The sequence below is a fragment of the Sphingobium sp. TCM1 genome, assembly GCF_001650725.1.
In the GTDB taxonomy this organism is placed as follows: domain Bacteria; phylum Pseudomonadota; class Alphaproteobacteria; order Sphingomonadales; family Sphingomonadaceae; genus Sphingobium.
Genome location: NZ_LXVX01000012.1, coordinates 466001 through 481039 on the forward strand (window position 1 = coordinate 466001; position 15039 = coordinate 481039).

14 protein-coding genes are annotated in these 15039 nt (G+C 64.2%); 7 read left to right on the forward strand and 7 right to left on the reverse strand.

Going from position 1 to position 15039, the window contains the following annotated elements; all coding sequences use genetic code 11:
- Positions 1 to 59 precede the first annotated feature (59 nt).
- From dusB to hflX, 7 genes are all read left to right on the forward strand, one after another.
- Positions 60 to 1082 carry a tRNA dihydrouridine synthase DusB gene (gene dusB / locus A7Q26_RS11110; protein WP_066859416.1) on the forward strand — a complete coding sequence of 341 codons (1023 nt, stop codon included), beginning with the start codon at positions 60 to 62 and terminating at the stop codon, positions 1080 to 1082.
- Positions 1079 to 2188: a two-component system sensor histidine kinase NtrB gene (locus A7Q26_RS11115; RefSeq protein ID WP_066859417.1), complete on the forward strand. Its 1110-nt coding sequence runs from the start codon at positions 1079 to 1081 to the stop codon at positions 2186 to 2188. The genes dusB and A7Q26_RS11115 overlap by 4 nt, the downstream gene beginning before the upstream one ends.
- On the forward strand, positions 2188 to 3633 hold the full coding sequence (gene ntrC / locus A7Q26_RS11120) for a nitrogen regulation protein NR(I) (protein ID WP_066859418.1): 1446 nt from the start codon (positions 2188 to 2190) through the stop codon (positions 3631 to 3633). Before A7Q26_RS11115 ends, ntrC begins: the two co-directional genes overlap by 1 nt.
- Positions 3634 to 3744: 111 nt before the next feature.
- The gene (locus A7Q26_RS11125) at positions 3745 to 6000 is read left to right on the forward strand and encodes a sensor histidine kinase (RefSeq protein WP_066859419.1); all 2256 of its coding nucleotides are present in this window, start codon (positions 3745 to 3747) and stop codon (positions 5998 to 6000) included.
- Positions 5990 to 7360: a nitrogen assimilation response regulator NtrX gene (ntrX, locus tag A7Q26_RS11130; protein WP_066859420.1), complete on the forward strand. Its 1371-nt coding sequence runs from the start codon at positions 5990 to 5992 to the stop codon at positions 7358 to 7360. Before A7Q26_RS11125 ends, ntrX begins: the two co-directional genes overlap by 11 nt.
- 177 nt (positions 7361 to 7537) lie before the next feature.
- On the forward strand, positions 7538 to 8020 hold the full coding sequence (hfq, locus tag A7Q26_RS11135; RefSeq protein ID WP_066859421.1) for an RNA chaperone Hfq: 483 nt from the start codon (positions 7538 to 7540) through the stop codon (positions 8018 to 8020).
- Between the two features lie 65 nt (positions 8021 to 8085).
- The gene (hflX, locus tag A7Q26_RS11140; protein WP_066859422.1) at positions 8086 to 9420 is read left to right on the forward strand and encodes a GTPase HflX; all 1335 of its coding nucleotides are present in this window, start codon (positions 8086 to 8088) and stop codon (positions 9418 to 9420) included.
- A gap of 79 nt (positions 9421 to 9499) precedes the next feature.
- Here hflX and A7Q26_RS11145 read toward each other — a convergent pair whose 3' ends face one another.
- From A7Q26_RS11145 to A7Q26_RS11175, 7 genes are all read right to left on the reverse strand, one after another.
- A complete protein-coding gene (locus tag A7Q26_RS11145; RefSeq protein ID WP_157102531.1) occupies positions 9500 to 10030 on the reverse strand; it encodes a tetratricopeptide repeat protein in 531 nt (176 codons plus the stop codon).
- Positions 10031 to 10120: 90 nt separating this feature from the next.
- Positions 10121 to 10600 (reverse strand): GNAT family N-acetyltransferase, encoded by a 480-nt coding sequence (locus A7Q26_RS11150; protein ID WP_198162911.1) that lies wholly within the window; start codon positions 10598 to 10600, stop codon positions 10121 to 10123.
- Positions 10597 to 11376, reverse strand: coding sequence for a nucleoside triphosphate pyrophosphohydrolase (gene mazG, locus A7Q26_RS11155; RefSeq protein WP_066859424.1), 780 nt, complete (start codon positions 11374 to 11376; stop codon positions 10597 to 10599). Before mazG ends, A7Q26_RS11150 begins: the two co-directional genes overlap by 4 nt.
- 161 nt (positions 11377 to 11537) lie before the next feature.
- Positions 11538 to 12854 carry an MFS transporter gene (locus tag A7Q26_RS11160; protein WP_066859425.1) on the reverse strand — a complete coding sequence of 439 codons (1317 nt, stop codon included), beginning with the start codon at positions 12852 to 12854 and terminating at the stop codon, positions 11538 to 11540.
- Positions 12851 to 13480 (reverse strand): retropepsin-like aspartic protease family protein, encoded by a 630-nt coding sequence (locus A7Q26_RS11165; RefSeq protein ID WP_066859426.1) that lies wholly within the window; start codon positions 13478 to 13480, stop codon positions 12851 to 12853. Before A7Q26_RS11165 ends, A7Q26_RS11160 begins: the two co-directional genes overlap by 4 nt.
- Positions 13480 to 14265, reverse strand: coding sequence for an MBL fold metallo-hydrolase (locus A7Q26_RS11170; protein ID WP_066859427.1), 786 nt, complete (start codon positions 14263 to 14265; stop codon positions 13480 to 13482). Before A7Q26_RS11170 ends, A7Q26_RS11165 begins: the two co-directional genes overlap by 1 nt.
- Positions 14262 to 15035: a TatD family hydrolase gene (locus A7Q26_RS11175; RefSeq protein ID WP_066859428.1), complete on the reverse strand. Its 774-nt coding sequence runs from the start codon at positions 15033 to 15035 to the stop codon at positions 14262 to 14264. The genes A7Q26_RS11170 and A7Q26_RS11175 overlap by 4 nt, the downstream gene beginning before the upstream one ends.
- Between the last annotated feature and the right edge of the window lie 4 nt (positions 15036 to 15039).

A 15039-nucleotide genomic window follows, 5' to 3' on the forward strand; every position in this document is an offset into this window, starting at 1 on the left:
CCGGACGCGATTTCCGCTAAAGGCTGCCTGTTTTTTAGGCAGTTTTCCCAAAGTAGATCATGCACAGGCTTTCTCCCATCGCCATCGGTCCGGTAACGATCGACATGCCGGTCGTGCTGGCGCCGATGACCGGCGTCACCGACATGCCCTTCCGCACGCTGGTCCGACGCTACGGATCGGGCCTCAACGTCACTGAGATGATCGCATCCGCAGCGATGATCCGCGAGACGCGCCAGTCGTTGCAGAAGGCCGCCTGGCATCCGCTGGAGGAACCGGTGTCGATGCAGCTGGCGGGATGTTCGCCGACCGAAATGGCGGAGGCGGCCAAGCTCAACGCCGATCGCGGTGCGGCGATCATCGACATCAACATGGGCTGCCCGGTCAAGAAGGTCGTCAATGGCGATGCCGGTAGCGCGCTGATGCGCGACCTGCCGCTGGCCGCCGCGCTCATCAAGGCAACGGTCGAGGCAGTCGACGTTCCCGTCACCGTCAAGATGCGGATGGGCTGGGATCATTCGAGCCTCAACGCCCCCGAACTCGCCCATATCGCCGAGGATCTGGGCGCGCAGCTCATCACCGTCCACGGCCGCACCCGGTGCCAGATGTACAAGGGCAGCGCCGACTGGGCGTTCGTCCGCTCGGTCAAGGATGCGGTCAAGCTGCCGGTGATCGTCAATGGCGACATCTGCTCCATCGAAGATGCCGACACGGCGCTGGAGCAGAGCGGCGCGGATGGCGTCATGATCGGGCGGGGGGCTTATGGCCGCCCGTGGCTGATCGGCCAGGTCATGGCTTGGCTGACCGACGGCACCCGCATCCCCGATCCGACGCTGGCGGAACAATATCAGGCGATCATCGGGCATTATCATGCAATGCTCGACCATTATGACAGCTATACCGGCGTCAACATGGCCCGCAAGCATATCGGCTGGTACACCAAGGGGCTGCCCGGATCGGCCGAGTTTCGCCACAGCGTCAACCAGGAACCGGACGCGAAGACCGTGCTGGACATGCTCGCCCGCTTCTATGAGCCGCTGATCGCCACCGGCCTCCACCCCGCGGAGCTGCGCAGGGCTGCATGAACGGGGCGATGACGTCCGTCCCGCCGCTTCGCGTGCAGCAGGACGGACCCTCACTGGCCGAACAGATGACCGCGCTGCCCGTGGCGACGCTGGTGGTGAAACCCGACAACAGCATCGCGGACGCCAATGTCCGCGCTGAAACCCTGCTCAACATGGCACGCTCTGCGATCATCGGCAGCGATGTGGCGCGCACCATCCGGATCGCGGAAGCGGGCGCCCGCTTCGACATCTGGCATAACAACAAGCCGATTGCGGCCTATGACATCAAGGTCCATGCCGGCCGCACCGCGGAAATGGAGGTCGACCTGATGATCGCGCCGATCGTCGATCATGACGGCTGGCGCGTGGTGTCCCTCCATGCCCAGAGCCAGGCGCGCAAGATCGGCCATCGCGGCTCGTCGGGCGGGGCCCGGTCCGCCATGGGCGCCGCGGCGATCCTGGCGCATGAGATCAAGAACCCGCTGTCGGGCATTCGTGGCGCGGCCCAACTGCTCGAATCCAGCCATGGCGGACGGGATGCGGCGCTGACGCAGCTCATCTGCAACGAAGTGGACCGGATCGCCGCTTTGATCGACCGGATGCAGGATTTCACCACCGACCGGACATTGGAATGCCGGCCCGGCAACATCTATCCGCTGATCGATCGCGCGGCCGGGATCGCGGCCGCAGGATTTGCAAGAAATATAAGAATCATAAAGCATTATGATCCATCATTGCCATTCGCCAATATCAATGAGGATGCGCTGGTGCAGGTGATGATCAACCTGCTCAAGAACGCGGCCGAAGCGCTGGAGCATGTCGCCAAGCCGCGCATCCGGGTCGAGACTGCCTTCCGCCATGGCGTGTCGGTCGTGGTCGGCGGCGGCAAGGGCAGCGCCGTCCTGCCGATCGAAATCGTCGTGATCGACAATGGACCGGGTGTGCCGGAGCATATCCTGGACCATCTGTTCAATCCGTTCATCACCGGCAAGCGCGACGGGCAGGGGCTGGGGCTGGCGCTGGTCGACAAATTGGTGCGCGACATGAGCGGATTCGTTCAATATTCGCGTGACGCCGAGGCGGGCGAATCGACCTTTCGCATCCTCCTGCCCATGGGGATGGCATGATGGCCGTGACGGGCACGATCCTGGTCGTGGACGACGATCCCGCCATCTGCGTGGTGGTGGGCGAGGCGCTGCGGCGGCAGGGGCACAAGGTCAAGACCGCAGCCTCCATCCGCGAGCGGTCCGCGCTGATGGACAGTTTCGCGCCTGATGTTCTGATTACCGATGTCATGCTGCCCGATGGCGACGGGCTGGACGGCGTGGCCGAGATTCTGGCGAACAGGCCGGAACTGAGTGTGATCATCCTGTCGGCGCAGAATACGCTGAACACCGCAATCCGCGCGACCGAGAAGGGCGCGTTTGAATATCTGCCTAAACCCTTCGATCTCAACGAACTGACCCGCGCCGTCGCCGATGCGCTGGGGATGCGGCACAGCGCGGAGGAAGCGGACGGAGAGGGCGGCCTGCCCCATGACGGCCTGCCGCTGGTCGGCCGTTCGCCGGCGATGCAGGAAGTGTATCGGACGATCGCCCGCGTATTGTCCAACGACCTGTCCATCCTGGTGCTGGGCGAATCGGGGACGGGCAAGGAACTGGTGGCCGAAGCGATTCACAGCCTGGGCCAGCGCCGCACCAAGCCATTCGTGGCGATCAACATGGCGGCCATTCCGCGCGAGCTGATCGAAGCAGAACTATTTGGTTATGAGAAAGGAGCGTTCACCGGCGCGCACGCCCGGACCGCCGGAAAGTTCGAACAGGCGCAGGGCGGCACGCTGTTCCTGGACGAGATCGGCGACATGCCGATGGAGGCGCAGACTCGCTTGTTGCGCGTGCTCCAGTCGGGCGAGGTCACGACGGTCGGCGGGTCGAAGCCGGTGCGGGTCAATGTCCGCATCATCGCCGCCACAAACAAGGATCTGCCGCTGCTCATCGAGGATGGCCGCTTCCGTCAGGATCTTTATTATCGCCTGAATGTCGTGCCCATCGCGCTGCCGGCGCTGCGCGAGCGGCGCGAGGACGTGATCCTGTTGGCGCGCCATTTCCTGGAGCGTGCGGCGCAGGAGGGGCTGCCGCGCAAGACGCTCTCGGACGATGCGGCGCAATTGCTGATGGCCTGGCACTGGCCGGGTAATGTGCGCGAGTTGCAGAACATGATGCAGCGCCTGTCGGTGCTCACCCGCGAAAACGTCATTACCGGCGAGATGCTGCGGAACATGCTGCCGATCGACGCCGTGCCGGCAGACTATGCCGCACCCGCCGACCTGCTGGTTAATGCCGTGCGCGACTGGGCGAAGCGGCAACTGGGCGTGGGCATTGGCCAGCCCCAACGTAGCCTGTATGACGATCTGCTGGCGGTGATCGAGCCGGTCCTGCTGGAGGAGGTTCTCTCCAGTGTCGATGGCAACCAGATCCGCGCGGCGGCCCTGCTGGGGATCAACCGCAATACGTTGCGCAAGAAGTTGACCGACCATGGCCTGGACCCTCTCCAGCTGCGGCTGGGGGATTGACGGGATTTCGGTGGCAAATCGGGACGAAATGACGACCTGCATCGACCAGCGACATGGCTTGTCCCAAATACTGTGTTTGAACGGGCACGGGCTTGTTGTAACAAAGCCACTATGACCGGCGCGACTACCCTTCGCAGGCGGGCCTCCGCATGGCGGAGGCACTTGCCGCCCTTCCTGCGCAAGGGCCGCCTGGCGCCGCTGGTGGAGGGCGTCACCTTGGCGCTTTTCCTCGGAATGGCAGGTCTGACCTATCATCTCCTGTCGGGCAGTCGCGAATCCTACACATTGCTGACACCGCCGATCGTGGCGTTGCTGCTGGTGGCGAATCTGGTGCCGGCGATCGCCCTGCTGGTTCTTCTCGGGCGACGCGTGGCCAAGCGTCGTGCGGCCCAGTCGGCGATCGGCAGCGACGGGCAGTTGCACGTTCGCCTGGTCGCGATCTTTTCGATCGTGGCCAGCGTGCCGATGCTGCTGGTCGTGATCTTCGCCTCGCTGTTGTTTCAATATGGCGTGCAATTCTGGTTCTCGGACAGCGCGCGCGGCATGTTGCAGAATGCCAGTGACCTGGCGCGCGGCTATTATGAGCAGAATTTGCGCGAAGTGCGGGACGAAACGCTGACCATGGCGGGTGACCTGCGTGACTATCTCAACCAGTCGGAAGTCTCCAGCCCGCGCTTCGCCGAAGGCTATATCTACCAGGTCGTCACCCGCAAGCTGAACCGGTCCGCGATCATCGAGGTCGGCAAGGACGGCATCGCCCGCACTGCGGCGACCGTCGATCCGGAAAATCGTCCCGCGTCGGAAATGCTCTCGCCCGAAGCGGTGAAGCGGCTGGCGGCCGGCGAGGATATCGTGGTCCAGGCCCGCCCCAACCAGGTCGAGGCGGTGACGCTGCTCTATCCCAATTCCAAAATCTATCTCTACGCCACCCGCAATGCCGGCACCTCTTCGTTCAGCAATGTGACGCAGGCGCAGAAGGTGCTGGCCGATTATGACATCTTCTCGGCTCAGTCACGCGCGCTCCAGTTGCGGTTCAACATCGCCCTGTTCGTCGGTTCGCTGCTGCTGGTGGGAATTGCGGTCTACATCGCGCTCGCGGTCGCCGACTGGATGGTGCGCCCGGTCAACGAACTGGTGACGGCGGCGCGGCGCATCACCGCGGGCGACCTGTCGGCGCGCGTCACCAGTCCGCAGAGCCGGGACGAGATCGGCACACTGGCGGCCGCATTCAATCGCATGACCCAGCGGCTGGAGGCCCAGACCGGCGCCCTGGTCGCGGCCAACAGCCAGCTGGACGAACGCCGCGCCTTCATCGAGGCGATCTTGTCGGGCGTCAGCGCAGGGGTGCTGTCGGTCGATCTCCAGGGCGTGATCCTGCTGCTCAACAGCTCCGCCGCCGCGATCCTGGTCGAGGAGGGGGATGATCCGGTCGGTCGCCCGCTGGCGGACGTGTCGCCCGAACTGGCGGAGTTCGTCGAATCCGAGGAAGCGGCTGGCATCGTCCAGGTGCGCGCCCATGGTGATCTGCGCACGCTGGCCGTCAAGCTCGCGCAGGACGCGTCGCGCCATATCCTGACCTTCGACGACATCACCCAGCAGCTGTCCGACCAGCGCCGCGCCGCATGGTCCGACGTTGCGCGCCGCATCGCCCATGAGATCAAGAATCCGCTGACGCCGATCCAGCTCGCCGCCGAGCGGCTCCAGCGCCGTTATGCCGATGAAATCACGAGCGACAAGGCGACCTTCACCCGCCTGACCGGCACGATCGTGCGGCAGGTGGGCGATCTGCGTCGGATCGTCGACGAATTTTCGTCCTTCGCGCGGATGCCCAAGCCGGTGTTCCGGCGCGAGGCGATCGGCGACATCGCCCGTCATGCGCTGTTCCTGCACGAGGTGGCGCACCCCGACATCCGTTTCGAATATTCGGCGGATGCCGAGGAAATGGACCTGGTCTGCGATCGGCGCCAGCTGGGCCAGGCGCTGACGAATATTGTCAAGAATGCAGTGGAAGCCATTGAACCAAAAACGGTTCCGGACGAAGGAGGGCCGCGTGGCCATGTCCGGATGCGGCTCATGCGGGACGGAGACGACCTGTTGATCAGCGTGCGGGACGACGGCATCGGCCTGCCGCCCGAACGCGAACGAATATTGGAACCCTATATGACGACGCGGTCCAAGGGGACGGGTCTTGGCCTGGCGATCGTCAAGAAGATTGTCGAGGAGCATCTGGGAGAGATCCGCTTCGACGATGCCGAAGGTGGCGGCGCGTGCGTGACCCTGCGGTTCGCCGCCGGCGCGCTGGAAAAACTGGAAGAAGGGCAGGTGATAACCCTGCCCAAAGGAAAAGTGACGGCCAATGGCGCTTGATATTCTGATTGTGGACGATGAAGAGGATATTCGCGATCTGGTCGCGGGCGTCCTGGAAGACGAAGGCTTCACCACCCGCACCGCCGCCAACAGCGACAGCGCGATCGATGCGCTGGATTCGCGCCGCCCTTCGCTCGTGCTGCTCGACGTCTGGCTCCAGGGATCGCGGATGGACGGGCTGGAATTGCTGGACGAGATCAAGCGTCGCGACCCTAGCATCCCGGTGCTGATGATTTCGGGGCACGGCAATATCGATACAGCCGTCGCCGCCATCCGCAAGGGCGCGGCCGATTTCATCGAAAAGCCGTTCGAGGCCGACCGGCTGCTCCATCTTGTCGCCCGCGCAACGGAGACGGAGCGGCTGCGGCGGGAGAACCAGGTGCTGCGGGCGCGTTTCGGCCAGGATGACGAGCTGACCGGCACGTCGGCGGCGATCAACAGCGTTCGCGCCACGATCAAGAAGGTCGCCGGAACCGGCAGTCGCGTGTTGATCTCCGGCCCCGCCGGCGTTGGCAAGGAAGTCGCCGCGCGGATGCTCCACAGCTGGAGCGGCCGCGCGGATTCGCCCTTCATCATTGTCGCCGCCGCGCGGATGGACCCCGATCGGGTGGAGGAGGAACTGTTCGGCCTGGAAGACCCCAGCGGCCTGGTGCGCCCCGGCTTCCTGGAGCAGTCGCATGGCGGCACCCTCTATCTCGACGAAATCGCCGACATGCCGCTGACGACGCAGGGCAAGATCCTGCGCGTGCTGACTGACCAGAGCTTCACCCGCGTCGGCGGCCAGCGGCAGGTCAAAGTTGATGTGCGGGTGATTTCCTCGACCGCGCTCAACCTGGCGACGGAAATCGAGGAACGACGTTTCCGTGAGGATCTCTTCTATCGCCTCAACGTCGTCCCGCTCGCCATCCCGCCCTTGTCCGAGCGCCGCGACGACATTCCGCCGCTGGTCGAACATTATCTCGCCCGCTTCGCCGCTGACCGACGCGTACCGCCGCCGGAAATCGCCAGCGACGCGATGGCCGCGCTCCAGGCCAATGAATGGCCCGGCAATGTCCGGCAACTGCGTAATGTCATCGAACGCACGATGATCCTGGCGCCGGGCGACCGGATCGGCCGGATCGAGCTGGACATGCTGCCGCCTGAACTGACCAGCGGCGGCGGCGGGGAGGGGATCGGCCAGTCCGCCATCATGGGCGCCCCGCTGCGCGAGGCACGCGAGAGTTTCGAGCGCGAATATCTGCGCATCCAGATCCGCCGCTTTTCCGGCAATATCTCGCGCACGGCCACTTTCATCGGCATGGAGCGATCGGCGCTGCACCGAAAATTGAAGCTGCTGGGGATCACCGAAGGCAAGGAATAGCGCGGGTCTGGTCGATCCGCGGCGGAATTTGGCCAAGGCATATCTCGACCATGGACGCCTCTTCGCAATTGCGGTAGAACTGCCCCCGCCTCCGGTGCGCGGGGGCAGGCAAGACATCCTGCTTAAGGGTGCGAGAGCGGGTAACGTCCCGCCAAGAATACAGGACTGGCGACGACCATGGCCGATAAAGTGAACAATCTTCAGGATATTTTCCTGAACAGCCTGCGCAAGAGCAAGACCCCGGTGACCATGTTTCTGGTCAAGGGCGTGAAGTTGCAGGGCATCATCACCTGGTTCGACAATTTCTCCGTGCTGCTGCGCCGCGACGGCCAGTCGCAGCTGGTGTATAAGCACGCAATCTCGACCGTGATGCCGGCCCAGTCGATGGACCTGACCGACCTGCGTAAATCGAGCGAAAGCAATGGCAAGCCCAAGCTGTTGCAGGAAATCTTCCTGTCCGCGGTCCGCAAATCGGGCAGCCCGGTGACGATGTTTCTGGTGAACGGCGTCATGCTTCAGGGCGAGATCGCCGCCTTCGACCTTTTCTGCATGTTGCTCGAACGCGACGGCATGGTGCAGCTCGTCTACAAGCACGCCATTTCGACGGTCCAGCCGCTCCACGCGCTCGACCTGACCGGCGAGAACGAACAGGACGATTGATCCTTTCCGCCGCGCGTCGGTTCCGTTGCAGTGGACCGGCGCGCGGCGAGGTGCTTTAAGCCGCCATGGCCATATTCAACCGCGACTCCGATGACGAGGTGGCGCGCGGCGCGCGCGCCGTCGTCGTCCATGCCGAAACCCATGGTGCAGATCGCCGCGACAGCGATGCGCGGCTGGAGGAGGCGCGCGGACTCGCGCTTGCCATCGGCATCGACGTGCGCGCGGCCCAGGCTTTTCGCGTCCGCGACCGCAAGCCGGCCACCTTGTTCGGCAGCGGACAGGTCGATCAGATCGCGACGCTGGTCAGGCAGGAAGATGCCGAGCTGGTCATCGTCGACAACAGCCTGTCGCCGGTACAGCAGAGCAATCTTGAAAAGGCGTGCGAGGCGAAGGTCATCGACCGAACCGGCCTGATCCTCGAAATCTTCGGCGAGCGCGCCGCCACCAATGAGGGGCGGCTCCAGGTCGAGCTGGCCCATCTCGATTATCAGGCCGGGCGCCTGGTGCGCAGCTGGACCCATCTGGAGCGACAGCGCGGTGGCTTCGGCTTCCTCGGCGGCCCCGGCGAAACCCAGATCGAGGCGGATCGCCGCATGATCCGAGACCGCATGGCCAAGATTCGCCGTGAACTGGACCAGGTTACGCGGACCCGCGGACTCCACCGCGCCCGGCGCCAGCGCGCGCCCTGGCCGGTGATCGCGCTGGTCGGCTACACCAATGCCGGGAAGTCGACGCTCTTCAATCGGCTGACGGGCGCGGACGTCATGGCGGAAGACCTGCTATTCGCCACGCTTGATCCGACCATGCGCCAGATATCGCTCCCCGGCCTCGACAAGGCGATCCTGTCCGATACGGTGGGGTTCGTTTCCGACCTTCCGACCCAGTTGATCGCGGCCTTCCGCGCGACGCTGGAGGAAGTCCTGTCGGCCGACCTTATCGTCCATGTTCGCGACATCGCCCATCCCGATACCGAAGCACAGCGCGATGACGTGCTGGATGTGCTCGGCGAACTGGGCGTTGCCGGGGAGGCGGCGCTGGAGCGGGCGGAAGGCGAGCCGGATGCGCCACCGATCATCGAAGCCTGGAACAAGCTCGACCTGCTGGGCGAGGAGGATGGGGCGCTGATCCGTGAACAGGCCGCGCGACGGGATGATGTCGTGATCCTGTCGGCGCTGACGGGTGAAGGCGTCGACGCGCTACAGCGCACGATCAGCGACCGCATGACGCGCGGCGCAAAAGTTTATGGCCTGCGCATCCCGGTATCCGACGGCGCGGCGCTTGCCTGGTTGCACGAACATGGCGAAGTGCTCTCGACCATCATGGAAGATGAGGAAACGCGCATCGACGTGCGCCTTTCCGACGCCGCGTTCGCCCGTTTTACCAAGCGGGGGCAGGGGTAGCATTTACGGGCGGACGCGCGCCGCTGGATAGGGCGTCCGGCAGCGGAGACAATGTCCCCGCCGCCGGAATTCTTCCGTATCAGATCAGCGCCTTTTCAACGACCGACACTGCCTGGTCCAGAGGCTTGGCGCGGTCGCAGTCGCTACCGCACTTTTCCTGCTGGTAACGCAGTTTCTGGAGAATGTCGCGAGCGGCATCTCTGTTACCCAGGCGGATTTCCGCCAGGGCCAGGCCCGACATGGCGCCGGGATGCCCATTGCGTCCTGTATATAGACTTTGTTCAAAATAGCGCCGTGCCGCTTCCGCGTCGTTCAGGCCGAGCTTCGCGACGCCCTTCAGGAAACGGACCTGCCGGCTGCTGGTCTTGCCAATCAGCGAACCGAGCAACTTGTCTGCTTCGGCAAAATTGCCGCTCGCGATGAACCCCTGCGCCCTTTGCATGTCGCGGCCCGGTATCGAGGCGGAAGGGCCAGCGAAATCATAGGACGCGTAGCCCGTAACAGGCTGGACCATCGGCGTGAATGGGGATTGCGTGATGCTTCCGCTGGTCTGCGCGTAAGCAGGCACGACAAAAACACAGAAGGCGGAGAGCAGGGACGTCCAGCGCATAGCATGATCCTCCATCAGACAAGGAAAAGCTATCGCGATCGCAAGCACTTGTCAAATTGCATTGCAATGAAGGACTTTTCGGCAGCCGGCCTAGAGGTCGCGATACATGACGAGAGCGTCGCTATAAACGCCGCCGGGGAGAAGGAATGCGCCGGGCAATCGGCCGACGATGGCAAAGCCCATGGCCTGCCACAATGCGACGGCGCGGCTGTTGGTCGCGATCACGAAGTTGAACTGCATCGCGCGAAAACCCATGTCGCGCGCCAGGTCGAGGGATGCGGCGCACATGCGTCGCGCGATGCCGCGTCCGGTTGCGTCCTGCGCCACGACATAGCCGGCATTGGCTACATGGCCGCCGCCGCCGGCCTGGTTGGCGCGGATGTAGAAGAGGCCGAGCACCCGGCCATCCTCCTCAAACACCCGCACGGTCCGGTCGGGCGCGAGCCAGAGCGCGAGCGTGGCCTCGCGGCTCATGTCGCGGGGGATGGCCAGCGTCTCGCCCGCACGGATCACAGGCTCCAGGATCGCCCAGATGGCGTCATGATCCGCCGTCGCGACGCGGCGGATCATTCCGTCTTTTCCCGCCGCTTGGCCTGTTGCCACAAGGCTTCCTTGTCGTCGAGCGACAGGCCGGCAAAGGCATCGCCCGCCAGTTGCTCCATCGTCCGGAAGCGGCGATCGAACTTGCCGTTGGCCTTGCGCAGCGCGACTTCCGGATCGACCTTGAGATGGCGTGCGAGGTTGACCACGACGAAGAGCAGGTCGCCAATCTCCTCTTCCCGCGCGTCCTGGTCCTCGGCCTCGCGGACTTCGTCCAGTTCCTCGAAGATCTTGTCGATCACGCCGACCGTGTCGGGCCAGTCGAATCCGGTCCGCGCCGCGCGATTCTGCAACTTTTCCGCCCGCACCAGCGCGGGCAGGGTGATCGCGACTCCGGCCAGCGCGCTCGGGTCCGGCTCCTTCTCGGCGCGCTCGGCAGCCTTGATGACTTCCCACTGGGCATGACCATCCTCACGGCGCGCGCCCTCGCCGAATACATGGGGGTGGCGCCGGATCATCTTCTGGGTGATCGCGTCGATCACATCCTGCAGGGCGAAATGGCCGGCCTGTTCGGCCATGCGGCTGTGGAACGCCACCTGGAGCAGCAGGTCGCCCAGTTCATCGCGCAGCGCCGCCATATCCTCACGCTCGATCGCATCGGCGACCTCATAGGCTTCCTCGATCGTGTAGGGTGCGATCGACGCGAAATCCTGTTCTATGTCCCATGGACAACCCGTGTCGGGATCGCGCAGCCTGGCCATGACCTTGGCGAGTGGCATGATGTCGGCGGGACTTGCGTTGGACATGGGATGAACTCGTGGCGGAGATGAAGACTAGCCGCAGCGATAGGGGCTTAACGCCGAGCTGACCAGCCCCGCAATATAAGTTCGATAATAAGGATTATGTTAAATCCCGTCACGCCGTACAATGTCGTTCAGCTGTCCAGATCGCTGTCGGCTTTCGCGCGTCAATCCTCCCGGATCATGCTGTGCCGCGCCGTGTCCCGCATCCGCACATAGACGGTCAGCGAAATCGCGATCATCACCGTGACATAGACATAAAATGCCTCTTCATGGCCGGCCTGCTTGAACCACAGAGCGACCAGCTCAGCCGTCCCGCCGAACAGCGTGTTCGCAAGCGCATATGGCAGCGCCACGCCCAGCGCGCGGATATGCGCCGGGAACAGCTCGGCCTTCACTACCGCGTTGATCGACGTATAGCCCGTCACGATGACCAGGCCCGCCATCACCAGCAATCCGGCCACCAGTGGATTGCGGGTTTCGGCCAGGGTCGCGAAGATCGGATAGGTCAGGAACATTCCAAGAACGCCAAAGCCGACCATCAGGGGCTTGCGCCCGATTCGGTCGGACAGCGCGCCGGCCACCGGCTGCAACAACATGAACAGGAACAAGGTCACCGCGTTGATCTGCGACGCTGTTTCCCGGCTCAGGCCGCTCGTGTTCACCAGGAATTTTTGCATGTAAATGCTGTAGGCGTAGAAAGCGATCGTCCCGCCCGCCGTCAGCAGCATCACCGTCAACGTCTCGCGCGGATGCCGGGTGACGAGTTCCACAAAGCCGGACCTGGGCGCGCCCTCCGCCTTGGCCACCGCGAAGCTCTGCGTTTCCGACAGGCCGCGCCGCAGCCAGAAGACGACGATCGCCAGCGCCCCGCCGATGAAGAAGGGTATCCGCCATCCCCAGGCGTCGAGTTGTGCTTCGCTGAGGGTCGCCTGGAGCAGCAACAACACGCAGATCGCAACCAGCTGGCCAGCGATCAAGGTTACATACTGGAAGCTGGAATAGAATCCGCGCCGGCTCTTGCCCGCCATTTCCGACAGATAGGTGGCGCTCGCGCCATATTCGCCGCCGATCGACAGCCCCTGCATCAGCCGCGCCAGCACCAGCAGCAGCGGCGCGGCGACTCCGATCGTCTCGTAACCGGGCGTGACGCCGATCAGCAGCGACCCGGCGCACATCAGCGCCACCGACAGGGTGAGCCCGCTCTTGCGCCCATGCCGGTCGGCATAGACGCCCATCAGCCAGGCGCCGATCGGCCGCATCAGGAAGCCGACGGCGAAGATACCCGCCGCGCTCAGCAACTGCGCGGTGCGATCCTCGCTGGGGAAGAAATGCGGCGCGAAATAGAGGGTGAAGGCGGCATAGGCATACCAGTCATACCATTCCACCAGATTGCCGGTGGAACCGCCGATGATCGCCTTCAGCCGCTCGCGCTGTGTCGGGGCTTGCGGGGCCGAAGCACCCTGTCCTGCCGGTGACGTCATGGCGTCAGTACCATTTCCCCATTCTGCACGCCCCATTGGCGAAGGCGGGACAGCATGTTCATGCCGATCACGTTGACGTCGCCGAACGCGGGGGAAACGACGACGGGCAGGTCGGCTGCGCGGATCGGCCCGATCGCGAGCGTGGCAATGCTGGAGCGCCGCGCCTCCACCTTGCCGTTGGCGGTGGACATGATGACGCCGGGCGAGCCGACGTCATAGTTCAGCCCGGCCGCGCGCGCCGTGGTTTCGGACAAGGCGGTGAAGGTCGCGCCGCTATCGATGAGGAAGCGGGCGGGCGTACCGTTGATCGAGCCTTCGACCCAATAATGGCCATCGGGCGCCACGGGGACGCGCAGCGCCTGCCCTTCGGTCCGGGCGGGCGGCAGCGCGGATGGGGTTTCGCCGGGTGCGCCGACGCCGCCTTGCTCGGCCCATCGCCCGGTCAGATAGCCTTGGTTCTGGGCGAATTTGAAGAGGCCCAGCAATCCGGCAAAGATCGCGACCCAGAGCAACGCCATGCGCAAAAGGCCGCCCCAGGCCAGACGCCGACCGATCAGCGAGGATGCGACCAGCATGATCGCCAGCACATACCAGATGATCGATGCCGTCTGATCCGTGCCGTCCATCAAGCCCCCTGCCCGTTCAATTCGACCACCATGCCATCATAGCCCGGCTCTACGCCATTGGGGAGGGTGCCGCACAGGGTCGCATAATCCATGCTCTGGTCCATGTGCGTCAGGATCGCACGGCCCGGCCGGGCGGCGGCGATGGCGTCCAGTGTCAGCGCGAGATGGGGGTGGGTCGGATGAGGCTTTTCCCGCAACGCATCCACCACCCAGATGTCCAATCCGTCATACAGCGCCAGCATGTCCGGCGTCATGGCATGGAAATCAGTAGCATAGCCGATGGAGTGGCCATCATGACGGAAACGAAAGCCGGTCGACCAGATGTCGCCATGGGGCTGATCGACGCAGGCAATGTCGATGTCGCCGATCCGCAGCCCGTCGGGCAGGACATGGGCGTCGATCGTGGGATGATAGCCATTCGCGCCTTCGAAGGCATAGGCGAAGCGGCGCTGGAGCAGCTTTAGCGTCTGTGCCCGCGCATAGCCCGGAACGGGACTGCGGCGGTGGTGGTAGATTTGCCGGACATCATCCAGGCCGTGGCTATGGTCGGCATGGTCGTGCGTCCACAGGATCGCGTCGATATGAACGACATCGGCCGCCAGCAATTGCGCGCGCAGGTCAGGCGAGGTGTCGACCAGGAGGCGGGTCGTCGGGCTTTCGACCAGGATCGAAACGCGCGTCCGCCGGTTCTTCGGTTCGGCGGGATCGCACTCGCCCCAGTCATTGCCGATCCGGGGAACCCCCGACGACGTGCCGCTGCCGAGGATCGTGAGTTTCAGGCTCATGCGACCTTCGAGAAGAGGGCGCGGAAATTGGCCGATGTCGCGGCCGCCAGTTCCTCAACGCTTTCGCGGCGCAGGGTGGCGAGGAATTGGGCGGTATCGGCGACATAGGCAGGCTCGCACGGCCTGCCGCGATGCGGCACCGGCGCGAGGAAGGGGGAATCGGTTTCCACCAGCAGCCGGTCGATCGGCAGACGGGCCGCCGTTTCCTGCAAATCTTTCGCGTTCTTGAAGGTCACGATACCCGAAATGCTGATGTAGAAGCCCAGTTCCATCGCCGCGTCGGCAAAGGCACCGCTGGCGGTGAAGCAATGGATGACGCCGCCATAGGCGCCCTTCCCCATCTCGTCGCGCATGATGGCGAGCGTATCATCCTCCGCGTCGCGGGTATGGACGATCAGCGGCAGGCCGGTCTCACGGCACGCGGCGATGTGGGAACGAAAGCTGTTCTGCTGCCGTTCGCGGTCACTATGGTCGTAATAATAGTCGAGCCCCGTCTCGCCGATACCGACGACGCGGGGATGCGCGGCGCGCGCGACCAGTTTGGCGGTGTCGACATGGGGATGCTCGTCGGCTTCATGGGGATGGATGCCGACCGTGGCCCAGACATCCGGTTCGCGCACCGCGGTATCGAGCACCGCGTCCCATTCGCTTTCGCGCGTGGCGATATTGAGCATCAGCCCGACGCCGCGCGCACGTGCCCGTTCCAGCACATTGGCCTGATCCTCGATCAAGCCTTTGTAATTCAGGTGACAATGGCTGTCGATTAACATGGCG